This is a genomic window from Alteromonas lipotrueae, from assembly GCF_019249215.1.
GTDB classification, from domain to species: Bacteria; Pseudomonadota; Gammaproteobacteria; order Enterobacterales; family Alteromonadaceae; genus Alteromonas; species Alteromonas lipotrueae.
On record NZ_JAESDI010000009.1, the window covers coordinates 186,589 to 209,517 of the forward strand.

The window sequence follows — 22,929 nt, forward strand, 5'->3', positions numbered from 1 at the left end:
ATAGCGACGCAAACAGCGAAGTAAAGTCCGAAGAAAAGGTTCGTAAAGAGGGTTCGTAGAGAGGGACCGAGTACTTTAAAAACTTATAATGTACTCGGCGCCATTATTTAAGGAACAATATTCTGATTGACCCTAAATAGATTATTGGGGTCGATATGCTGCTTAATTCTCTTTAACCTTTCAAAATTAGCTCCGTAAGCATGTGCAATACTGTCTTCATCACCTTCAGGAATAAAGTTTACGTAAACACTCCCCATAGCGTGTGGCGTTAAATTGCTATGCAGTTGACGAGCCCAATTTCGACATAGTTCGTCATCTGAGGCTTTTTGCCAACGGGTATGAATATTTACAGTAAAGTGGGTTTGTCGATTGATCCAAGGCGTACCTTCTGGCGCAACGTTCGCCATAGCGCCTCCAAGGTGAGCAATAAAGATTTCACATTCATCGCTAGGTAATGTCTCAACAGCCTTTTCTATTTCTGTTACAACATCATTATCAACGTCCTGCAAATCAAGGCTTTTCCAATAGTTTCTCGCGCCTTCGGTAAGCAAGGGGTCGAAGGCGGCTTGCCAAGATGTAAAAGGCATGGGGCCCACCGCTTCTGCAATGGGGTGGCCTATTTTTCTTAAACCTGCAGTGGCGTTCTGCCCATCGTTTATATCCCCTACATAACACATGGCCATTATTAGTATTTTCTTCCCGTGCCATTTTTCTGGAATAAAAGGTAGCGGCGGCGCTTTACGCATTACTATCCAGCAGGTTAATTCTTCTGGCGCTGTATTTATAAAAGTTTGATACTGCGTGAGTACGTTTTTAGCATCAGAGAAAGGATGAATAACCATACCGGCCAATACCTCTGGCCCAGCTTGATGTAGGGTAAACTCGAACTCTGTCACCACACCGAAATTGCCACCTCCGCCGCGGACGGCCCAAAATATATCGACATTTTGTTGCGCATTCGCTTTTATAATTTCGCCCGCTGCTGTCACCATAGAAACACCAATCAGACTATCAATAGTTAAGCCAAATTTACGCGTAGTCCACCCAAATCCTCCACCTAGCGTTAACCCCGCAATTCCAGTTGTTGAGTTTATGCCCGTAGGCACCACCAAACCATGTTGCTGAGTTACATGGTCGATATCTGCCAAGGTAGCGCCAGGGGCGACTTTAACGGTATTTTCACCAAGGTTCATGGTCACTGCTTGCATACTACTAAAATCGATGACTAACCCGTCATCTACTAGGGCTTTACCAGCGATATTATGTCCGCCAGACTTGACTGCCAATAGAATATTATGAGCGCGGGCAAAATTTACTGCGTTAACTACGTCTTTTTGATTGCTAACCCGCACAATTAAACCGGGAAACTTATCAATCATGCCATTCCATATCGTCCGTGCTTCATCAAAGCTCTCTGCATCGGGCATAATAATTTCCCCTGTAAGCGCATCTATCACTTTGCTCTTTTCTACTTCAATAGTGCTGCCGTCCATCTTTTTAAAACTAAGCAAATTCATTGTTTATTCCTATTAGTTGTCGTAATAATTCCTTGAATAATAACTTTGCGGCTTTTGCATCTTACCTATTAGCACCTGTTAACTTTGCGCTGTAAAAGCGCAATGACTTATTTAACTAAACGAAAAACCTGCCTAATCATGTTCTCCTGAACACAAAAGGGTAATAGCCAATTCACCTTAATTTATATCCAATCGTCCAAAAAATAGGCTAATCTATCCCTAGTGTCTTCCCATTCTCGTCAGTAAACCACTATTTTCAGCAGTATGTGCCCACGAAGGAAGCGATAAATGGATGTATTAACTGATGTGCTAAACAGTCTACACATTCAAGGTGCACTTTATTTTGAAGTGGAAGCAGGACAGCCATGGGTATTGGTTAACCCTCCCATGAACTCGATAGGATCGTACATGTTGCCAGATGTTGAACATGTTATACCCTTTCACATAATGCTTAGTGGAGAAGGCTGGGCTAAATCAGTTAGTGATTCTTCTCCACCAGTAAAACTTGAAACTGGTGACGTAGTGATGTTTCCAATGGGCACTAGCCATTCCTTAACCTCAAACATTGATAGTTGGGAAGGCCAGCCAGTTGACACTAGTTTTTATCAACAAACTGCCGCCAAAAAACAGCCATTTACTGCGGTTAAATTAGGTGAGGATGGCACGCGGTCATATTTGGTATGTGGGTATATAGGCTTTAATGCTAAACCATTAAATACAGTATTGAATACTTTGCCGAATATGTTGGTGGTTAAAGATCACATCAACAACGACGGATTAATGAAACAACTGCTACTTTCTACTTTACAAGAGATGCGAAAATCGAATGAACGAGCGAAAAGCATTGTTACAAAGTTAACTGAATTAATATTTACTTTAGCACTAAGGCAACATATGGAGAGTCATTCAGACCTTGATAAACAAAGCTGGTTATCGGCGATACAAGATCCATGTATTGGAAAAGCACTGGTATTAATTCATCAAGCGCCATTTAATAAGTGGACACTCGCCGCACTGGCAAATAAATGCGCTATGTCTCGCTCGTCCCTGGCAAAACGTTTTAATCTTTACGTTGGGCAGCCACCAATGCAATACATCAATAGTTGGAGAATGCATTTAGCTTCACGGCTTCTTACCGATGGAATGAGTATATTACAAGTAACTGAACACGTGGGCTACAGTTCTGAATCTGCCTTTCAAAAATCTTTCAAACGCTACGTTGGCTGCACTGCTGGGGAATGGCGAACTAAATATAACAAAGCAAGTTAAACAACACGACGTTAAATAAGAGTCAAAGTACCTTAATAATGTACCCTGCCCCTGAGGGATCCCCACGAATTTAATTTCATGTACCTCCACCCCAGGCTTTGTCTACTAAGGAGCTGTACCACTTGAGCAAACTCTTAACACAATCAATAACTGCTTTTTGCCGAGTATTGTGTATCTTAAAGCTGACAAGCGATACGACTTTGTTCACAATAGTCAGGGCATTCATGGTTATTAGGTCTCAGTGATGTTTGGCGATTGTTCTGATCACCAAACGAATTGAATGTTCCCTTCTTTTTTATCTCTCTGATTTCGTTATATTATTCGTGGTGATCCCTCCGACTCTGCCCCCATTCACTTGAAAAAAGCACAATCACAGATAACTAATGCTGACATAATGGGATCGATAAACGCCATGAACAAAGCAATGGAATCACCCTAAAGCTGTTTCCCAAATACTTATAAAACTATTCTTTCGCCAGTTTCAGTAAGCCGATAAAAGTTACCCTTTTCAATCAGTAAAGCCTCAGAATGTTTTGTTGGAAAGCTTCCTCGATAATCATTGGGGTGCTTCACGTCTATAGCAAACACGCGGCCATTAAATTGCTTATTTACCTTAAACTGCAAGGTATGGCCCACCGTTATTGAGCGAGCATCAAATTTATCTAATGTTTGCTGTATAGATGTATTGCTGGCGTCACCTTTGAAATACCCTCGATACCACGCCAGTCCAGTCTCGGTTGAAATTAACGATTCAGTTGCCTTGTCAGCCACGCCTGGGAAATACATTTGTCGGTAATAAGCTTTAGACCTGTTGTTTATCTGTTGCAAACTTAAATCAAGGTTCGCGATATCTTCATGAATACCGCCATGTACAAACAAATGGCCATTAATTTTTTCAATGGTATTTTTACTGGCAAGCCAGCGCCCTATGTACGAATTGTGGCTGAATAAATCGGCTTGGCTTTTGCCAATTAAGCCCGCAATGGGGATATACTTATTGGCCGCCGATTTAAAATTGCCTTGAAGGTTTTTAAGCTCGTGATTGCCAATAATATAATGCACCACCCCTCCCGCTTTTTGGGCTTCTTGTTCTAGCTTATAAATGAACCAAAGCAATTGGGTAGTAGAAAATCCTCTGTCTACCATGTCGCCCACTAGCACTAAATGGCCTTCACCAAATTGCCATTCAAGGTTTTCATTTATAACGTTATGGGTAATAAGGAAATCACGAAAGGTTTTATAATTCCCTTCTAAGTCGGACATTGCCAAAATAGGCGCAGTGCTTTCATACACCGACGGCGTTTTGGTATTCAATGTGTTCAATGGCTTTAAATTGAAGGTAAACGTGGCATCTTCTAAAGCAAAATATACCTCAAGGGGCACTGCTGTTTGGTCTGTTAAAGGCACGTAGCGTTTTTCAATGAAGAAGTTTTCTTCTCGGCTTCCGCGGATGTAATTAATTTCAACGCCAATACCTTGAAGATTAGTACCTACAATATCTGCACCTACATTATCAGAGCCTGTATCATCAGTGCTTATCTGTGTTTCATCGTTAAAAAATACAAAGGGCCCTTCCCCGCCTACTTTATAAGCCAATGGAGCGTCGCCGATATCGATAGAGCCATGCTGGCTTATTAAGACACCCACACCAACAATAGCCAACACAAAAGAAACAAGTAGAAAATGCCCGACTGATTTCGCTATACGTTTCGCTGCGCGCTTAAGCATACTGATAGCCAACAGCAAACCGTTTAAGCAAAGCCAGAATGCGATAGGTTAATAGGCTAATCGCGTAGGCACTTACCAAGGCAACCGGCGTTATCCATAAGCCTGTAATAGTAGCGTCGCTATTTGCCAATATAGGGTTACTTAAAAAGCCAACAGCAACTGAATTTCCCTCAGCTTCTACCCAAAAGGCAATGCCGTTGGGCAGCAATAAGTTTGCAAATGCCAATACGATTAGTGCCAAACCCGTACCATAACCAAAAGCCAACATGCCCCAATACAAAGTTTTAGACAGGCCTTTAGTGACCGACGTTAAAGGCCGAAACCCTTTTGGTGGGGGTGTACCTTGTTGAATATGACTCACGTAATTTTCGGCCAGTACTCTTGGCGCACCAAGCCCAGCCAAGATGCTTTCAATATTGGCTTCTTTTCCTGCCATTTCCTGTTGATCGATAACATCATAAATATGAGATTCAATTTCTTGAATGACTTCTGCTGCATCTTCAGAACTTAACGAGGCCAAGTAACGACTAAAGCTTTTCAGGTAGTTGCTAATTTGTTCCCTTCCACTCATTTCATTATCCTTTTCTTTTTCCAGTTTCTGTCACACTGTCTGCACCGTTACCTTCGCCGATAGCTGTATCTGCTAGCAGCGATTCCATATCGACTACCGAACGCTTCCAGCGTGCGCGCAGAATATGTAACCGTTCAAGACCACTTTCGGTAAGCGAGTAATATTTTCGTGGGCGTACTTCACCCTCTTGATGCCATTTTGCATTCAGTACCCCTTCGCGCTTCAACCTATCGAGTAATGGGTAAAGCGTGCCTTCACTAATCACCATGGTTTCAAAACTATGCAGGTAATTAAGTATCGCCAGCCCGTATTTTTCTTCGCTCGCGACCGCGGCAAGTATGGCCAACTCTAAGGTGCCTTTTCGAAGTTGCGCATCCCACTTCGCGCTTTGATTTGAAGCTTCTGTCATGACCTTCCAGCTAGGTTAAGCTTATTACTATGTAATACATAGTATAATTTATAGCATAGTGATTAAGCAAAATACACTTTTCTCTTTTAGCGGAGCGTTTTGGTGGTTTTGATCAATTAGCGAAGTACGCTAATCTACTTTGTTGTTTAGTTTGTATTTAATTTGGGGGAATTAGGGGGTAATCTGGATTTATTCACCAAAGGAAAATGTGCCCACATGGAATATCTCTATTTAGTAGCATTGCTTATATTTCTGTTTACTTTTTTTATGTTCCGCTCACCACGCCTAAATAATCCGGAGCATCTATTGCAAGACGTTGGTGATGAAGTGTTAATTCTTCATACTCCCTTGGCAAGACTGTGGCCGTCTCAGGGTAAGCGAATTAATAAACAAAGCGCAGCGCGTATTCAACATGCCGACAACATTATTACGGTATTTAATCATAGTTCAAATGCCATCGATATCACCCTATCACAAAGACATACTGCTCTTGTGTTTGACCGAGCTTGCCTGTTATTTCCAAATGCTGAGAGAGTCTCTATTTAGTGGTTATCAACTATATTTTGTCGTTCCCAACGTCAGTGACACAAACACTTGTAGAGATATAGAATAAAACTATTATAAAAATTGAAATCTACCCTGCCCCACCCATGCTAAGGAAATTAAGATGCTGTCAAATTTACGTTCTAGATTTGCACCGATCATGTACATGCAAATTTGGGAGCATCGATTAAAAGTCACTGATACCGCAAAGCGCACGTCCTTTGATGATTACCCCGTTGTAGTCATAAAGACGACCGACAAAGGTCAGAAACTAATATCGGGAATTGGTAAAGAAGCGAGTAAAAATCTTCAACAGGATGAAATTGCCGTAAACCCTTTCTCACACCCCAGAGTACTTTTTTCTGATTTCTATGTAGGCGAAAAGCTACTACAACACGCTTTTAAGCACTTAAGTACTAACCAAATATTACGGCCCAGACCTAAGGTCATTATCCATCCTATGGAAAAAACCGAAGGTGGTCTCACTATGATTGAAAAGCGAGCTTTTAAAGAGTTAGCTATTGGTGCAGGCGCAATAGCAGTAAAGATTCATTCTGGCTCCCCGTTAAATTTTGAAACAGTAAATTTTGATGAACTTGAAGATGACGATAAGCTTACAATTCAAAATATTTCACCGGCTTCAACGTCGGCTAGCTATGGTATCTTTGCCATTTATCTTGCAATATTAATCTTAGCTGTTTGGTACTTAGGCAAGTAAAACAGTTTGAAAGGCCTTGAGTATTAAAATGTCTGAATATTTAGATACATCGAAAATTAGAAAGGAACGCTAGCCCATGAATTAGTGCATGTGCGGCAGATAGAAAATGCCAGCTTAGATAAAATAATAACGCAGCATTATTCTGATTTAGCAGCGTACGGTTACGATAATGCGCCGTTAGAAGTAGAAGCTTTTGAAGCGAATAAAAAATATAGCGCCGACTGGTAGTAATAGGGTTAGTGTAAGTTCGGTGTCATCGTCTACGTCATTTTGCTATTTAAAGAGGCATGTTTTCATTATTACCGTTATCAGCAAAACAAATGCAGTTACTACAAGGTGAGTTCGTTATTTACGGCATGCCAAACGGTAGAATTAATATTGCAGGCTTAAGAAGTCGGAAATACCCATTCTAGCCGCTGCCATCATGTCGAAAATTTCGCGAAAATGATAAGCTTTAAAAAAACACCTAATAGGTTTTCAATTTTTAGCTATAGCAGCAAAAAAAAGGCACAACTATTTATACATTATATTGGGATAAAGGCGGCGCGAATATGGCTACCCACGCCATTTTTGAAGAGCTTGGCGTTTCTTATGAGTTAATAGAAATAGACTTAGCTAAAAACATGCAAAAATCGCCTGAATATTTAGCCATTAACCCAAACGGTAAAGTGCCTACGTTGGTGCATGAAGGGCGAGTTATTTATGAATCTGCCGCAATATTACTGTATGTGATAGATCAGTACCCAGAATCTGGACTAGCGCCTGATATACACTCTCCTGCACGCGGCTTGTACTATCAATACTTATTTTGGATGTCTTCTACGCTGCAAGAGGCCGCCAACCGCTGGGCTCACCCTGAACAATACGTTAGCGGCGACAGCAATTTGCAGCAAGTAAAAGATAACGCGAATGATATGCTCACCCATTGCTGGGGCGTACTTGAAAAAGTGCTCACCAATAATGGACCATGGCTAGTAGGTGAGCAACTTACTGCTGCCGACTTCCACTTGTTCATGGTTGCCTACTGGAGCCGTCGGTATGCCAGTAAAGCTCAAGACTGGCCGCATTTAAATGCGCACTATCAAACCATGCTAAGCCGTAACGCGGTGAAAAACATGATGGTACAAGAAGGATTGGATTAGGGCTCTTAATAAAGATATATTCATAGCGCTTAAGGAATAACTGCCCAACCTCAAGTGTTAGAGGTTAGTAGTCTGACGTTAGTACATTCAGTCCTATTGTTTGCTAGAGGAGCTCATCATGAAAGTCTCTGTTGAAATAGTAAATGCATTTATTGACGGTGACTCTGGTGGAAACCCCGCCGGTGTAGTTTTAGATGCGAACCCCTTAACGGCACAGCAGAAGCTTATAGTGGCGCAAAAAGTGGGGCTTTCTGAAACCGCCTTTGTTTCAAACTCAGAAGTTGCCACTATAAAGCTGGAGTTTTTCACCCCCGTACAGCAAATAGCGCATTGCGGTCATGCCACCATAGCGACGTTTAGCAGAATGAGTGAGCTTGGCCTAGTACAAAATGCTCGGATGTCGAAAGAGACGGTAGATGGAACCAGAGAAATAATCATTGATGGTTCAATGGCATTTATGGAGCAATCACGGCCAATCTACACGGATGTGTTAAACACCGAAGAAGTGCGCGCTGCGCTTAATCTTTCAAGCGACGTACCGCTTCATTCAATATCAATTGTGAATACGGGGAATGCCTTTTTACTTGTTCCCCTTCACAATGCAGCTTCGGTAGCTGGAGTACAACCGAATCAAAATCTCATCAAAAAAATGAGCGAACAATATGACCTAATAGGTTTCTATGTTTTTTCAAGTGAAGCCACTGTGCGCGGGCGTCATGCTGGCGCTAGAATGTTTGCCCCACGCTATGGAATTGACGAAGAATCTGCTACTGGTATGGCTGCTGGCCCTTTAGCTTGCTATCTCTATGATCGAGAGGGTATAGACAAAACTACTCTGTTCATTGAACAAGGCCATTTAATGAATCCCCCATCAGGCAGCCTGATAACCGTTGATTTACAGTTGGTTGATGGCTGCATTACTCGTTTAATGGCTGGCGGCGTTGGCCGCTCACTTCAACAGATTGAAATGGAAATTTAGCATGTGCCTGACACTTCTCAAAAGGCGCTGTGCATACATTACGCGAACCAACACTTATGTTGTCAGCTCTTTTCTTTCAATGTGTCTTCCATTAGATTTTTAGCTGCTATACAGCTCGCTAATGTACTTATAACGAAAGTCATCTCCCTCGCATTCTCTATACCTGCAACCAAGTACCAAACACAAAACATAATGGCGCTTAAAACAAAATGCGTTACAACAAATTTTAAATATAGCGTTCTCATAGAAATTCCAAATAAGGGCCAAAGGGCTGGGGACCTAGGGAATTAGTGTCGACATCATTTTGAGCTATTGGATTTGTTGTTTGTACTGAACTGAATGATAGTTATGCAAAGTTACAAGTGCCATTGGAATGTCTAAAACCCGCTATGAAAGTACTGAAATTATATTTTCAAACTAATGCCGCAATCTCGTTTAAGTTTGGTACTGTATTGCCCATCTCCTGAATTTAGTGCTTTCATCGATTAACTCCCATGCTTTCATTTATCACCAGTACCTTAGTGCCCGTTTTAATCCTTCTTTTAATGGGTTGGGTATTTTTTCGCATCCGTTGGTTAAACGAAGCCTTTATCGAGTCGGGTTCAAAACTCGTATTTAATGTTGCCTTACCAGCGCTGCTTTTTTTATCTATTAGTCAGTCGAATTTTTCTAATGCTGCTAATTTTACCCTTATCACTATTGGAATAAGTGGTTCGGTATTAATGTGCGCGGTATTAATGCTATTGGTGCATTGCACCGTGAACCCACAAAATGCACGCGGGGTGGTAGTGCAAGGCGGTTTTAGGGCCAATATGGGCATTATTGGCTTAGCATATTGCGCGAATACTTACGGACAAGAAGGTTTAGCAGCCGCATCCGTTTATATGGGCTGCATTACTATTTTGTACAATGTTATGTCAGTATTTGTACTTAACTTCTATCAGGTGGGTTTTACGGCGCCAATGAATCAAATTAAAGGTATTGCTCGAAATCCGCTTATTATTTCGATTGTTGCAGCTTTACCGTTTTCTTATTTTCAATGGTCGTTGCCCGAGGTTGCCTTAAAAACCGGGGAATACTTTGCCCAGCTTACCCTTCCCTTAGCACTTATTTGTACCGGCGCATCGCTGCAGTTCCGCTCATTTTCTAGCGACTGGTACAACATCGCATTAGCCACAGTTAGTAAGTGCATTGTTTACCCCGCCTTACTGGTAGGTATTGCCTATTTTTTTGGTTTCAGAGGCATGGAGCTAGGCATAGTATTATTGCTGTCTATCGCGCCGACAGCCGCAGCCAGTTATGTGATGGTAAGGAACTTAGGTGGCGATCACCGCTTGGCTGCAAGTATTATTGCCCTAAGCACATTGGTGTCGTTACCTGTTACCGCCATCGGTTTTGGGGCTTTGGCCATGCTAGGCCTCGTTTAAAAACTAACTGAGCTTTAAAAACTCCGCTATACACTTGTTTACACTTTTGTGGTTGGCAACTATTCGATTTTGAACCACAATGAGTTTAGTTTTCTTTCATTACCTGAGTTCGATTGCTTTAATTTGAACGTTAGGGCTAAGCGATTAGATTCGATGGCTTGCCGTTAATAGCTAAAATTCAGTAACTAGCATTTAATTGCGTGGAAAAATTATCATGAAAATTGTTCGGTTAACCCTTGGTGGCATTCTATTTATCGGCGGGATTGTGTTAACCCTTTTGCCAGGGTCGATTCTGTTGGTAATAGGTGGTTTAGTATTACTAAGCTACGATTGGCCTCGTGCACGAGGATGGCTAAAAATAAGCCAGAACATGATGACGTCAAGCGCTAGAAAAATAGACCGCGTATTGTTAATGCGTAAATTTCGCTAACTCATTACTACGTAATTTACACGTTTATCCCCCTGTCATCGCACATCGTAAACCATTAATCTGAAGTTTCAGTATAACCTCCATCGTCATGTTATTTTATACGCTAAATTCGTAACGCGTATAAAAACCAACGACGCGTTATATAACACCTTATAAAATCAAAAAACCTTTCATTTATTCAAACAGGCAACGTGAGATATTCGACTGACCATCGACACTTACGACAATGGAGACAAGACCATGATTACGTTTACCGTTAACGGTGAAACACGTGAATTTGCGGGCGATCCTACCACTCCCGTACTGTGGTACTTACGTGACGAATTACATCTAACTGGCCCTAAATTTGGCTGCGGCATGGCACAATGTGGTGCTTGCACAGTACACATTAATGGCGTAGCACAGCGCTCTTGCGTACTGCCTGTTTCTGCTGTTTCAGGCAGCAAAATAACGACCATTGAAGGGTTAAGTAAAGACGGTGAACATCCCGTTCAACAAGCATGGGTTGAACATAAGGTACCTCAATGCGGTTACTGTCAGTGCGGCCAAATGATGCAAGCGGCCAGTTTATTAGCGAGTAACCCTACCCCAAGCGATGAAGAAATTGTGCAAGGTATGTCTGGCAATATCTGCCGCTGCGGTACTTATCCCCGTATTCACAAAGCCATAAAGTCAGCGGCCAAAACCATGGCCGGTGTGGAGTATTATGTGCCTGAGTCTGCGGGAGAAGAAGCATGAGCAGGTATTTTGATTTAACTCGTCGCAGCTTTTTAAAGTCATCGGCTACCGCTGGCGCACTCGTGTTAGGCACTTACTTCATGGGAGCGGCGCCCCGCGCTATGGCAGGCGTACTAGCAAAACCCTCTGAGTCAGCCAAAATGGCTAACTTGTTTGTAGCACTTCGCCCTGATGGCGTTGTTGAGATTACATGTCACCGCTCTGAAATGGGCCAACAAATTCGTACCGCATTGGCGCAAATTGTGGCCGATGAGATGGAAGCCTCGTGGGACAAAGTCGTGGTTATCCAAGGTAAAGGTGATCCGAAATACGGCGATCAAAATACCGATGGTTCACGCAGTATTCGTTATAACATGCAGCGTCTTCGTGAAATGGGCGCAAGCGTGCGCCACCTTATGCAGCAAGCCGCGGCCACACGTTGGGATGTGCCTTTCGACTCATGCAGTGCAGTGCAACATGTGGTCACCCATACCTCGGGTAAAACTCTTACCTATGCAGAACTGGTAAACGATGCATTAAAAATTACTCCGCCAGAATTAGATCGCATTACATTAAAAGCGCGCAGCGAGTGGCGTTACATTAATACCGCCATGGCGCATATCGACCTAAAAGACATTGTAACTGGCAAAGCGACTTTTGCGGCTGACGTACTTGAGCCAAAAGCCTTAGTTGCCGTGGTAGTTCGCCCACCTGTTGTTGGCGGAAAAGTAAAAAGCTTTGATGCAAAAGCAGTTAAAGCCATTGATGGCGTTGTAGATGTTGTGGAAATTCCGGCGGCGAAAGGCGCACCACAGTTTCAACCTAAAGGCGGCATCGCCATTATTGCTAACAATACCTGGGCTGCCATAAAAGGACGTCGTGCTCTTACAGTAAACTGGAATGACGGTAAAAATGGTGATTATAATTCTGCGGCCTTTAAAGCAAGCTTGCTAGAAACAGTATCGAAACCACAAAAGTCGGTACGCGCAGAAGGTGATGCAGCCAATGTGCTCGCCAGTGCAAGTGACAAACTGGTTGCCGATTATTATGTGCCGCACTTAGCGCAAGCGCCAATGGAGCCACCTTGCGCCACGGCAATGTATTATAAAGACCGCGTTGATGTGTGGGCTGCCACGCAGAACCCTCAAGCCGATATGGAAACCGTGGGTGCCATGATTGGTATGCCAAAAGAGAAAATTAACGTGCACGTCACCATGCTAGGCGGTGGTTTTGGGCGTAAGTCTAAGCCCGACTTTTCTGCTGAAGCGGCCTACCTTTCAATGAAAACAGGTAAGCCTATTCGCGTGCAGTGGACACGTGAAGACGACATTCAGCATGGTTTCTACCATGCAGTGTCAGCTCAGCACATTGAAGCTTCTTTAGATGAAAATGGCGGTATTAATGCTTACTTGCACCGTACGGCTTTTTCACCTATTGCGTCTACCTTCCAACAAGATGCTACCGCGCCGTTTAGCTTTGAACTTGGCCTAGGCTTTACTGATAACCCAATCAATACCCCTAATATTAAACTTGAAAGTGGTGAAGCACCTGCAAAAGCGCGTATAGGGTGGATGCGTTCGGTGTCTAATATCTTTCATGCATTCGCTATTCAGTCCTTCATTGGTGAAGCGGCACACAAAGCGGGTCGCGATCAAAAAGACTACCTACTTGAAACCATTGGCCCCGATCGTATTATCGATGTAACTGAACAAAATGCAGAGTACGGTAACTACGGTGCCGACAAAGATGCCTATCCACTCGATATTGGTCGCCTACGCAAAGCCATCGAGAAAGTGGCAGATATGAGTGGCTGGGGTCGAGCACTACCAAAAGGCCGAGGGCTTGGTATTGCAGCCCATAGAAGCTTCTTAACCTATGTAGCTACTGTGGTGGAAGTAGAAGTGTCAGATGCAGGCGATCTCAAAATTATCAAATCGTGGGCCAGCATTGATGCGGGTACTGTGGTAAACACCGACACCGTGAAAAATCAGGTACAAGGTGGCTCTGTCTTTGGTATTACTGCCGCCATTAGTGAGGGTATTACCTTTGATAAAGGCCGTGCTCAACAAAGTAATTTTCATGACTACCGCGTACCGCGTATGAGTGATGCGCCGTTAGAAATTGACGTTGAGATTATACCCAGTGATGCACCACCAGCAGGCGTGGGTGAACCAGCCACACCGGTTTATGCCCCAGCCTTGTGTAACGCTATTTTTGCGGCGTGTGGCAAGCGCATTAGGCAGTTACCTATTGGAAACCAGTTAAAAGCTTAAGGCTGCGTTACGCTGACAGTGTGATAAAAGTGCTTAGAAAAAGCCGCTTAGATTGAAAAATCTATGCGGCTTTTTAATGTTGAGGCTTTTATAAATAGCGCTTCTGCTAGATTGGCTTATTTGGCAGTTTACCCGGTATGTGTAAACTGCCTGTAAGCTAGTTAACGTCGCTATTTAAAATCTCTAGCTAGCCATGCTTTTCAGCAAGGTATAACCAAGTTTCAACGACGGTATCTGGGTTAAGCGATACTGAATCGATACCTTCTTCTACCAACCAAGCAGCGAAATCTTCGTGATCTGATGGGCCTTGACCACAAATCCCGACGTACTTTCCACGTTTCTTAGCCGCTTGAATAGCCATTGATAGCAAGGCTTTCACGGCGGGATCTCGTTCGTCAAACAAGTGAGCAATAACGCCACTGTCGCGGTCTAGCCCAAGGGTTAACTGAGTTAAATCGTTCGAACCAATCGAGAAGCCATCAAAAATATCTAAAAACTGATCGGCAAGTAATGCATTAGAGGGTAGTTCACACATCATAATAACGCGTAAACCGTCTTCGCCTTTCTTAAGCCCCTGCTCTTCTAGTAGTTCGATAACCTTACGGCCTTCTTCGAGAGTACGTACGAAGGGGATCATGATCTCAACATTGATTAAGCCCATGTTGTTACGAACCCGTTTAATGGCTTCACACTCTAAGGCAAAACAGTCGCGGAAATCTTCCGAGATATAACGACTCGCACCACGGAAACCGAGCATTGGGTTTTCTTCATCTGGCTCGTACTGATAGCCGCCAACTAAGTTGTAGTATTCGTTAGACTTAAAGTCAGACATACGAACAATGACTTTTTCAGGCGAGAACGCAGCACCAATGGTAGAAATACCTTCAACCAATTTTTCAATGTAGAATTCAGTTGGTGAGTCGTAACCGGCAATCATATCGCCAATTTCTTCTTTAAGCTCAGCAGGCTGGCTATCGAAGTTAAGTAACGCTTTAGGATGCACACCAATCATACGGTTAATAATGAATTCTAAGCGAGCAAGGCCAACACCTGCATTAGGCAAACGCGCAAAATCAAAGGCGCGGTCTGGGTTACCCACGTTCATCATTACTTTTAGTGGTAAGTCAGGCATAGAGTCGATACGTGAGGTCACTACGTCAAACTCTAGCTCTGCACCATAGATATAACCTGTATCACCTTCTGCGCAAGATACGGTAATTTTATCGCCGTTCTCGATACTGTCAGTGGCGTTACCACACCCTACTACTGCAGGAATGCCTAGCTCACGAGCAATAATCGCTGCGTGACATGTACGACCGCCTCGGTTAGTGACAATGGCAGACGCCTTTTTCATGATAGGTTCCCAATCTGGGTCTGTCATGTCGGTAACCAGTACATCGCCAGCTTGAATCTTGTCCATCTCTTCAATAGAGCCAAGTACTTTCGCCACGCCTGCACCAATTTTATGCCCAATAGCGCGGCCTTCACACACGATATTACTTTGACCTTTAAGTTGGAAACGCTCAATACTTTGAGAATCTTCACGACTTCGAACCGTTTCAGGGCGCGCTTGAACAATATACAACTTACCATCTACGCCATCTTTGGCCCATTCGATATCCATCGGGCGATCGTAGTGCTTTTCAATAATCTGCGCCTGCTTCGCCAGCTCCATCACTTCTTCGTCGTTCAGTGAGAAAGCTTTACTTTCAGCGCTGTCGATATCAACGATAGACACTTGCTTGCCATGCGCCTCATCGTCTGAGTAAATCATTTTAACTAGCTTGCTGCCTAGGTTACGGCGAACAATGGCTGGAAGCCCTTTATCAAGGGTTGGTTTGTGTACGTAAAATTCATCTGGGTTTACCGCACCCTGCACAACCATTTCACCCAGGCCGTATGAACTCGTAATAAATACTACGTCTTCAAAGCCCGACTCTGTGTCGATAGTGAACATCACGCCCGACGATGAAATATCGCTTCGAACCATGCGCTGAATACCAGCAGACAATGCGACACCTTTATGGTCGTAACCTTGGTGAACACGATACGAAATAGCACGGTCGTTAAATAGCGAGGCGAATACGTGTTTAATGGCTACTAATACAGACTCGTAACCTTTCACGTTAAGGAAGGTTTCTTGCTGACCGGCAAACGACGCATCTGGCATGTCTTCTGCGGTAGCTGATGAACGAACTGCAAATGATGCTTCGTCGCCTGCATCACCCTGCAATTTTACAAACGCTTCTTTAATGGCGTCTTCTAGTGCAGGTTGAAACGGCGTCTCGATGATCCATTGACGAATATCTTTGCCGGCTTCGTTAAGCGCACTAATATCTTCAACATCGAGTGTATCGAGTACGTTATGAATTTTTGCTTCTAGACCACTTTGCTCTAGAAATTCATTAAAAGCCTCTGCAGTTGTGGCGAAACCTCCCGGTACTTGTACACCGGCGTTAGCTAGGTTAGAAATCATCTCGCCTAAAGATGCATTTTTGCCGCCAACGCGACCTACATCATGCATGCCCAGTTCTTGATACCAAAGTACGAATTCTTTCACTGCCGAAGCCTCCAGCTTATTTTTGAGTAGGGTATAAGCAATGGCGGGCCACATGCCCAACATTGGTAAAATACGTGTCGACTGCGTATATCCAAACGCGCTTAATGCTTATTAATATTAACGAGTACCAAGTAAAGCAGACTTGCGTTACATCAAGTCATCATTAATAACCATATAGCTTTTCGACGAAATCATCTTAGAATGGGGGAAATCGGAAAGTAAACTCTTTATTACTTTTGTAATAAAATTACGACAATGTTAAGGATTTGTTGTGCGCACAGCTTTTTATATTTCAGATGGTACCGCCATTACAGCAGAGGTGTTTGGCCACGCCCTGCTGTCTTTGTTCCCTGTTGAATTCAATCACAATACCATCCCTTTTGTTGAAACTGAGGAAGAAGCCAACAAGGTTTTGGATAAAATATCTGAAAGTTTTCAAGACACAGGAGAAAGGCCGCTCGTTTTTTATACAATTGTGAATGTAGATGTTCGCAAGATAATTTCAAAATCTGTGGGTATTAACTACAATTTCCTCGATCAGTTCGTGGCCCCGCTGGAAAAAGTGCTTGGTGTGCCCTCAAAACCCGAAAAACATCGTACTCATAGCATTCATGAAACCACGTATGACATTCGTATTGAGGCGGTTAACTATGCCTTAGCCAACGATGACGGTTCTAACCTGAAAGATTACGACGAAGCCGACATTATTTTAGTGGGTGTCTCGCGCTCGGGTAAAACCCCTACCAGTTTATACTTAGCCCTGCAGTTTGGTATTAAAGCGGCAAACTACCCGTTTACCGAAGATGACATGGGCGACATGCTTAGGTTACCTACAGCCCTTCGCCGCTATAAAAATAAACTTTTTGGCTTAACTATACAGCCAGAACGGTTGCATCAAATTCGTTCTGAGCGTAAAGCGAATAGCCGCTATGCGTCATTACAGCAGTGTAGAATGGAATTACGAGAAGTTGAGAACTTGTATCGAAAAGAAAAAATTCCGTTCTTAAACAGTACCAAATATTCAATAGAAGAGATTTCAGCGAAAATATTGGCGGAAACAGGGTTAAAACGTAGAAAATATTAAGCAACGGCAAAAATGCGTAGAGGCCAGTCAAATCTTTGGCTGGCCTATTTACCGCTAATTTATAAACAGGTTTCTAATCGAGTATCAACTTGTGCATTTAACACAGGTTAATCTAGAGATGTTTAGCGTCCAACAGTGTTTGCAGTGCCATAGGCAAAAGTTTACGTGTTTTCGCGGTAATAGCGGCTTCGTTCTTTTGCCACTTTATACCTAGGTAATTTACAAATAACCGCCAACGGGGTTAGCACAACAACAAAGGTAGCGCATAGGCCCACCGGCACAAACAATCCTTTCACCTTAAAAACGTTAGCTAACTTAATTCCCACAGCTGCATAGAATAAGCTGATGAAAACAATACCGATTCCGCCAAAAGATACCCAGCCTAGGTTCATAAACAGTGTCATTGCGCCAATGGCAATTAAGCCACCAAGGTAATACAACACATGGGTGAAATCGAACTTGGCAGTGGTACTCGTTTGCTGATTCAAAAACGCGATCAACTGTTCAGATGAAAGAATATTGGCGCTTACTGCGTCTTTAAGATGTTGCTTGGTGACGTTCAATCTGCACACCTTGACAGCGAGTTACCGTACAGTCATTTTTCTAAATAACATGACGCCCATAAGCAGTAAGCAAAAAACCTGAAGTGAACCGCCACTATAGCCTTCTCTATGTTCTACTTTCGCAATCTTTTCTTCTTTTACTCTGGTTTTAAATCGAGCAAGTTCAGCATCTAAGTTTGTAGACATATCGTCAACGGCTATACCAAACCCTTCTAAAGATTTTTCGGCCAACGAATCGTCAATACCTACAGCGGTGGTACGCTTCTCAAGCTTACTTACACCTGGCGCTCTGAACAGCATCTTTTTACTTTTGATATCGAAAACTGCAGTATCCACAAAGGTCTGTACCGTGTTTTCATTCCCTGGAATAACGTACATTCCTACAATGGTCCAATACAATAACGCCGCGTTATTTTCGAGTGACTGAGTAACTTGGTCGTAAGACACTAACGCCATTACATCAACATCATATAACCTTCCTACTTGCTCTAACGTTGAAAAACCTTCTCCCCCGCTTAAGTACTCACTAGGAATGATTTCAATGCGATCGATATACTCGTACTGAAGGAAAGACTGCTTAACATTTTCTAGAAGCTCGACTTGGTCTTTACCATGCAGGCCATCTCGGCGCCAATTGCTTGAAGGAACAAACGCAAGTCCCACCTTTACCGGTAATTGTAGCGTGGGAATTTCAGGCTGGTGCTTAACCCGGCTTTCTTCATCGGGGTAAAGGAAATCCATTAAACTGCTAGATTGAGCTTGTTTACCTGTGTTGTTACTAACTATTGCACTGCATGCTGCGAGTGAAAAGAGTGCCGTGAGTAACATTGCCCCAGACATGGTTTTTAGTATTCTTGTTGTCATCGACAATCCTTTTTACTGCTATTGAAAGGTTACGAAATTAAATGGTATTTATCGTTTAAGGCGTTAACCGTAATACTTCAAATTACCCAAAATTTATATTTATTACTATATAAGGCACCAGCTAGCCATAATGTGGCTTTGTGTAGGTATGAGCGCAGGCCTAGTTTACACATCAACGTTGTATTTTAAATCTGACGCCTCATCACCGGTAATACCACGAAAACCCCATTGGTATTTTTCCTGTTCTTTAATCGTTATCTCAATGTCTACCGTGCTAATTCCCAATTGAGACTCGATTGCTTTAAAAAGCCCTTTAATCAGTGCTTTTTGGGTGTCGGGCTTACGCCCTTTCATCACGTTAATTTCAATAACGGTATAGCTATCTGTTCTGCCACCAGGATAGAAAAAGTCTTCTTTGGCAAGCGGAATAAAGCGATGAGCGCGTTTGTCTTCCGGCATACCCAAAACAGATTGCATACAACGGTGGATCACATCAGACAACTGGCTTTTAATTGGGTTTAAGTGCTTATCAATTCCATAGATCACTACCACAACGTTTTCCTTTATAAATTATGTTCAACGCGCGTAAAGAGAAAGTACTAAAGCTTTTTGTCCTGAATTTTTTTGAGTAAATTCGCATGACGGGTTTTATAAGCGCCGTTTTCAACATTTTCAGCCGTACTTTTCTTTATCGCGAGCGCTCTCATTTCTAATGCTTTTTGTAAATCTCCACTAGCTTCAAACCCATCGGCTAAGCTGTCGTAGGCATCCGCTTTATAAGGGTAGCTGTCGACATTGCTTTGAAATATCGTAATAGCCGATGAATAATCTTTTTCAGATAATGCTTTGTATCCCACACTGTTAATGGCGCGATAACTGGGCTTAATTTCATAACCGTACATTTCAGACTGTGCTTTATAAAACTGCTTAATTGCTGGCATCCCGCCACTTAACACTTCTTTTGATGGCTGCAGCGACGTGTAAAGATTTTGGTAAGCCAACGAATGCCCAGCAAGCGCAGTGGTATTGTGGCTTTCTGAGGTATCTAAATCTGTATTGTAGCTAAATCCCTTTCGCTTATGCGTGTTTAGCAATTCGTGGTAGCGCTGGTAAGCGCTCAGCATATCGCCGCCTTCGCTGCCCATATTGATATACAAGTAGTTGTTTAATTCAGAAGTATCGGAAAAGAAGGTTTCGGCATCGTCAAAGATAACCTGTTCTTGCCACCATAAGCTTGGGCTAAAGGCAAAATGGGCTTGGAACAAATGGGGTCTAGACTGCAAGGCATACACCGACAATAGCCCACCTAACGAATGCCCTGATATTATTTTGTAGTTGTTGGCGCGATAGTTTTCGCTAATGTATGGCACGAGCTCTTTCTCGATAAAATCTAGGAAATTGTCGGCACCACCTGATATTCCCCACTCGTTATAATTCTCATCATAAGTTGGGGTAAAGTCTCTTGAGCGATGGGTATTTGCGATACCAACTACTATCATTTCTTGCGCCATATTAGATTGATTGAGCAAGTCTAATGTACCTACTGCATGGCTGAAATTTCGTTGACCATCAAGTAAATAGAGTACAGGATAACGTAACTTAGTCGGCTGGTGATAATTATTGGGTAAGTGTATGAACAACTCATGCTCTTCATCGAGTATTTCAGAATGAATATTTAGGTACGTAGTTTCTCCACGTACTTTTGAGTACGAGTGTAAAGGCACCAAAATAAGTAAAAATACTGCAATCGTAATGACCGGTCTGAACACAACATATTCCTTTATTTTTTTAGTTTTAGTCCGTGGTTAACTTTTAATCTTACCCGCTCAATGCCAACAAGAAAAGGACACGTTATTTACGCCAAAATAGCATTGATGAAATGTTGACCTTGTTCGCTAAAAAGCCAAATAAACGCAAAGTAATTTAGCGTCACCGTAGCCCAATAAACTCGCTTAAATGAAACTTTAGCCGACTTGTGTCTTAATTTTCGTTGGGCAAGATACGCCCCAGGCCAACCACCAAGTAAACTTAAAAGATGAAGACGAGTTTCTGGTACACGCCATTTTCCTTTGCGAGCGGCCGATTTATCAAAAGCATACATGGCAAAAGTTATCGTGCTGATAGTAATGTAAAGGTATACCACTTCTACAGGTAATAAATTCAGAAAAGCCGCTGCTATTAAGGCGGTGCAAAAGGTAAGAGTGATAAGTACGCCGAATTTGCTTACAGCCATCTTCGAACCGTTTTCATATATTCTGTATAGCTGGCGCCAAATTTATCCGTTAGAAATGCCTCTTCGGGTATTATCTGGTACTTATTCATGTACCACACAAAAAGCAGAATAAAGACAACATTAACGGGGTTGGCCGTGTAAAGCCCAATACCCACCAAACACAACAACATACCTACATACATGGGGTTCCTACTGTACTGATACACACCTGAAGTCACTAAACTAACAACACGTTCGGTTTTGATAGGATGTACCGAGGTTTTGTGTTTTTTGAACGAAACGACACCTATAACCGCTATTCCAACACCCAACAATAGAAATAGAATTAGCGTCTCAAACTTGTATTGATATTCAACACTTACACCCCGAGCGACTTTGGTCGTCACCACCATAAAAAAGGCTGACAGTAAAAAGACGGCAACTGGCGGGATTTTTTGCTCAAGCTTCATCGTGCTTCCTTGTGACTAATACGTAATTTGAAAGCTGCCGAGCAAGTAGATAAGCTATACCCATCGACTCGCTCTTACCAATATTCAACGTTACTTTTCATCGAAACTGACCGGTTCAACACCTTTATTTTTAGGTCGAATAACAACAGTTCCAGCCATTTTGTCATGCCATCCTTGTTTTTTGGTATCCCATAACACCCATAAAAAGCCTAAGCCTAGGGGGAATATAGAAACGTAATATCCTATATAGCGAATTATAGACTGGCGTATTGTGGGCGCACTTCCCGTTTTAGCATGAACCACCTTAACGTTAAGCACCATTTTGCCTGGCGTAGCCGATTTATATACCCAAAATAATATTGTGGCAATTAACGGTAGAACATAACTAATTAAGACATCAACTATACCTACAACAGAGTCCTCAGCAGTCCAATATCCATTGCCATAAATTAGATGCAGTAGTGGAAAAGTAATCGCTAATAAAAGTAATGTATCAATAATTGATGCGCCAAATCTAATCCCAAAACCTGCATACACATACGCTTCTTCGTATTCTTTTTTATATTCAGCGCCAGTATCTGAGGAGGTTGTACTATTCATTATATCTCCATTTTTAATCAATCAACCGTGCTTAAGTACGATATTGGATTTAAATAATACGCCTTCTTAGCACCTTGAGTCGATTCATCAGCCAACCAAAAATAGGGAAACAACGAAACAATACTATAATGCAGATGAGGCGCTTTACCTTGGGCATTGCCTGTTGAACCAACCGTACCGATTTTTGAACCATTGGAAACAAGTGTAATGCCGTCAATATCTATTGAATCAAGATGCGCATAATAATGCAGCCGCCACTTAGGCCCTAAGGCAAGTATGATATTGCCGCCTTTTGGCTTCTGACCTTGATAGATAATAAGTTGATGCGTGGATGACAGCACCGACGTGCCCTTTTGAGCAAAGATATCGATACCTTTGTGGACCCCTGAAGTGCCCCAGGGTTCATACCAAAAAGTGTCTTTGTTCCAATCAGCGGCACTGGCGTTATCTACGGGAGTAGTTCGCGGTTCTGGTATAACAAAGCCAAGTAGTACAACGACGCATAGCCCTAACAAAATCCTTCTCATCATTAAACCTTATGAACCCAGTAGTTGGAAGGCGTTGTGGTGCGTTAAGGTCTATACTCGACCTTCCATTTACTCACAGTCGCACACTCGGCTCTATTAACAATCGAAAAACGTAGAGTTAGTTTTTACCGCAGCACTTCTTAAATTTAACTTCACTACCGCAGTGACAAGGACTGTTGCGACCAATCTTTGGTGCCGAACGGGTTATTGGGCTTTTGGGCGGGCAGCAGCTTGTGTTTGTACAACCTTTACTAGATTCTTCAAAGGTACTTGCTGCATGCTTATTTGTATTATCAGTCATCACTACGCTAATTTTAACGCTATAA

Annotated in this window: 25 protein-coding genes and 1 pseudogene; 12 read left to right on the forward strand and 14 right to left on the reverse strand. The window is 42.7% G+C overall.

All coding sequences use genetic code 11. The features are described 5' to 3' along the window. Positions 1-107: 107 nt before the first annotated feature. Complete coding sequence (locus JKP82_RS12695) at positions 108-1,517, reverse strand: FAD-binding oxidoreductase (protein WP_218397262.1); 1,410 nt, start codon at positions 1,515-1,517, stop codon at positions 108-110. A gap of 288 nt (positions 1,518-1,805) precedes the next feature. On the opposite strand from JKP82_RS12695, the gene JKP82_RS12700 reads away from it, so the two are divergent. After that, positions 1,806-2,786 carry an AraC family transcriptional regulator gene (locus JKP82_RS12700; RefSeq protein WP_218397264.1) on the forward strand — a complete coding sequence of 327 codons (981 nt, stop codon included), beginning with the start codon at positions 1,806-1,808 and terminating at the stop codon, positions 2,784-2,786. Positions 2,787-3,242: 456 nt separating this feature from the next. On the opposite strand, the gene JKP82_RS12705 is transcribed toward JKP82_RS12700, so the two are convergent. Genes JKP82_RS12705 through JKP82_RS12715 form a run of 3 tightly spaced genes read right to left on the reverse strand, consistent with a single transcriptional unit; the run spans position 3,243 to position 5,494 of the window. Beyond that, a complete protein-coding gene (locus JKP82_RS12705; protein ID WP_218397266.1) occupies positions 3,243-4,514 on the reverse strand; it encodes a metallophosphoesterase in 1,272 nt (423 codons plus the stop codon). Next, positions 4,507-5,085 carry an HAAS signaling domain-containing protein gene (locus JKP82_RS12710; RefSeq protein ID WP_218397268.1) on the reverse strand — a complete coding sequence of 193 codons (579 nt, stop codon included), beginning with the start codon at positions 5,083-5,085 and terminating at the stop codon, positions 4,507-4,509. Before JKP82_RS12710 ends, JKP82_RS12705 begins: the two co-directional genes overlap by 8 nt. A gap of 4 nt (positions 5,086-5,089) precedes the next feature. Continuing rightward, on the reverse strand, positions 5,090-5,494 hold the full coding sequence (locus JKP82_RS12715) for a PadR family transcriptional regulator (protein ID WP_218397270.1): 405 nt from the start codon (positions 5,492-5,494) through the stop codon (positions 5,090-5,092). A 216-nt stretch (positions 5,495-5,710) separates the two neighbouring features. Here JKP82_RS12715 and JKP82_RS12720 point away from each other — a divergent pair, with 216 nt between their 5' ends. From JKP82_RS12720 to JKP82_RS12760, 10 genes are all read left to right on the forward strand, one after another. Further along, positions 5,711-6,040 (forward strand): hypothetical protein, encoded by a 330-nt coding sequence (locus tag JKP82_RS12720; protein ID WP_218397272.1) that lies wholly within the window; start codon positions 5,711-5,713, stop codon positions 6,038-6,040. Between the two features lie 121 nt (positions 6,041-6,161). Continuing rightward, positions 6,162-6,755, forward strand: a complete 594-nt coding sequence (locus JKP82_RS12725; protein ID WP_218397274.1) for a rod shape-determining protein — start codon at positions 6,162-6,164, stop codon at positions 6,753-6,755. Between the two features lie 90 nt (positions 6,756-6,845). Continuing rightward, the gene (locus JKP82_RS12730; RefSeq protein WP_158306767.1) at positions 6,846-6,983 is read left to right on the forward strand and encodes a hypothetical protein; all 138 of its coding nucleotides are present in this window, start codon (positions 6,846-6,848) and stop codon (positions 6,981-6,983) included. Positions 6,984-7,042: 59 nt separating this feature from the next. Further along, a complete protein-coding gene (locus JKP82_RS20870) occupies positions 7,043-7,168 on the forward strand; it encodes a hypothetical protein (protein WP_257720344.1) in 126 nt (41 codons plus the stop codon). Positions 7,169-7,306: 138 nt separating this feature from the next. Beyond that, positions 7,307-7,897 carry a glutathione S-transferase family protein gene (locus JKP82_RS21030; protein WP_218397277.1) on the forward strand — a complete coding sequence of 197 codons (591 nt, stop codon included), beginning with the start codon at positions 7,307-7,309 and terminating at the stop codon, positions 7,895-7,897. A gap of 118 nt (positions 7,898-8,015) precedes the next feature. After that, positions 8,016-8,876 (forward strand): PhzF family phenazine biosynthesis protein, encoded by an 861-nt coding sequence (locus JKP82_RS12740; RefSeq protein WP_218397279.1) that lies wholly within the window; start codon positions 8,016-8,018, stop codon positions 8,874-8,876. 494 nt (positions 8,877-9,370) lie between these two features. Next, a complete protein-coding gene (locus JKP82_RS12745; RefSeq protein WP_126872198.1) occupies positions 9,371-10,303 on the forward strand; it encodes an AEC family transporter in 933 nt (310 codons plus the stop codon). 214 nt (positions 10,304-10,517) lie between these two features. Then, entirely contained in the window at positions 10,518-10,733 is a 216-nt protein-coding gene (locus tag JKP82_RS12750; RefSeq protein WP_126872197.1) for a tellurium resistance protein TerC, read from the forward strand. A gap of 240 nt (positions 10,734-10,973) precedes the next feature. Next, positions 10,974-11,471 (forward strand): (2Fe-2S)-binding protein, encoded by a 498-nt coding sequence (locus JKP82_RS12755; protein WP_126872196.1) that lies wholly within the window; start codon positions 10,974-10,976, stop codon positions 11,469-11,471. After that, positions 11,468-13,723 carry a xanthine dehydrogenase family protein molybdopterin-binding subunit gene (locus JKP82_RS12760; protein ID WP_218397281.1) on the forward strand — a complete coding sequence of 752 codons (2,256 nt, stop codon included), beginning with the start codon at positions 11,468-11,470 and terminating at the stop codon, positions 13,721-13,723. The genes JKP82_RS12755 and JKP82_RS12760 overlap by 4 nt, the downstream gene beginning before the upstream one ends. A gap of 187 nt (positions 13,724-13,910) precedes the next feature. On the opposite strand, the gene ppsA is transcribed toward JKP82_RS12760, so the two are convergent. Further along, positions 13,911-16,283, reverse strand: a complete 2,373-nt coding sequence (gene ppsA, locus JKP82_RS12765; protein WP_218397283.1) for a phosphoenolpyruvate synthase — start codon at positions 16,281-16,283, stop codon at positions 13,911-13,913. Positions 16,284-16,554: 271 nt separating this feature from the next. Between ppsA and ppsR the strand changes: the two genes are divergently transcribed. After that, entirely contained in the window at positions 16,555-17,367 is an 813-nt protein-coding gene (gene ppsR, locus JKP82_RS12770; protein ID WP_159530803.1) for a posphoenolpyruvate synthetase regulatory kinase/phosphorylase PpsR, read from the forward strand. Between the two features lie 227 nt (positions 17,368-17,594). Here ppsR and JKP82_RS12775 read toward each other — a convergent pair. The 9 genes and pseudogenes from JKP82_RS12775 to JKP82_RS21075 all read right to left on the reverse strand — a co-directional run. Beyond that, positions 17,595-17,930: pseudogene (locus tag JKP82_RS12775) on the reverse strand (DUF2157 domain-containing protein); the annotation flags it as partial. A gap of 21 nt (positions 17,931-17,951) precedes the next feature. Then, positions 17,952-18,794, reverse strand: a complete 843-nt coding sequence (gene rhlP / locus JKP82_RS12780; RefSeq protein ID WP_159530805.1) for a rhombotarget lipoprotein — start codon at positions 18,792-18,794, stop codon at positions 17,952-17,954. 165 nt (positions 18,795-18,959) lie between these two features. Further along, entirely contained in the window at positions 18,960-19,346 is a 387-nt protein-coding gene (locus JKP82_RS12785) for a tautomerase family protein (RefSeq protein ID WP_159530807.1), read from the reverse strand. A 47-nt stretch (positions 19,347-19,393) separates the two neighbouring features. Next, the gene (locus tag JKP82_RS12790; RefSeq protein WP_218397285.1) at positions 19,394-20,563 is read right to left on the reverse strand and encodes an alpha/beta hydrolase-fold protein; all 1,170 of its coding nucleotides are present in this window, start codon (positions 20,561-20,563) and stop codon (positions 19,394-19,396) included. 86 nt (positions 20,564-20,649) lie between these two features. Next, complete coding sequence (locus tag JKP82_RS12795) at positions 20,650-21,027, reverse strand: DUF1294 domain-containing protein (protein ID WP_159530811.1); 378 nt, start codon at positions 21,025-21,027, stop codon at positions 20,650-20,652. Beyond that, positions 21,018-21,476: a methyltransferase family protein gene (locus JKP82_RS12800; protein WP_159530813.1), complete on the reverse strand. Its 459-nt coding sequence runs from the start codon at positions 21,474-21,476 to the stop codon at positions 21,018-21,020. Before JKP82_RS12800 ends, JKP82_RS12795 begins: the two co-directional genes overlap by 10 nt. A gap of 90 nt (positions 21,477-21,566) precedes the next feature. Further along, positions 21,567-22,076, reverse strand: coding sequence for an RDD family protein (locus JKP82_RS12805; protein ID WP_218397287.1), 510 nt, complete (start codon positions 22,074-22,076; stop codon positions 21,567-21,569). Between the two features lie 17 nt (positions 22,077-22,093). Beyond that, on the reverse strand, positions 22,094-22,603 hold the full coding sequence (locus JKP82_RS12810; RefSeq protein WP_218397289.1) for a M23 family metallopeptidase: 510 nt from the start codon (positions 22,601-22,603) through the stop codon (positions 22,094-22,096). Positions 22,604-22,721: 118 nt separating this feature from the next. Then, positions 22,722-22,904: an SEC-C metal-binding domain-containing protein gene (locus JKP82_RS21075; RefSeq protein WP_159530819.1), complete on the reverse strand. Its 183-nt coding sequence runs from the start codon at positions 22,902-22,904 to the stop codon at positions 22,722-22,724. Between the last annotated feature and the right edge of the window lie 25 nt (positions 22,905-22,929).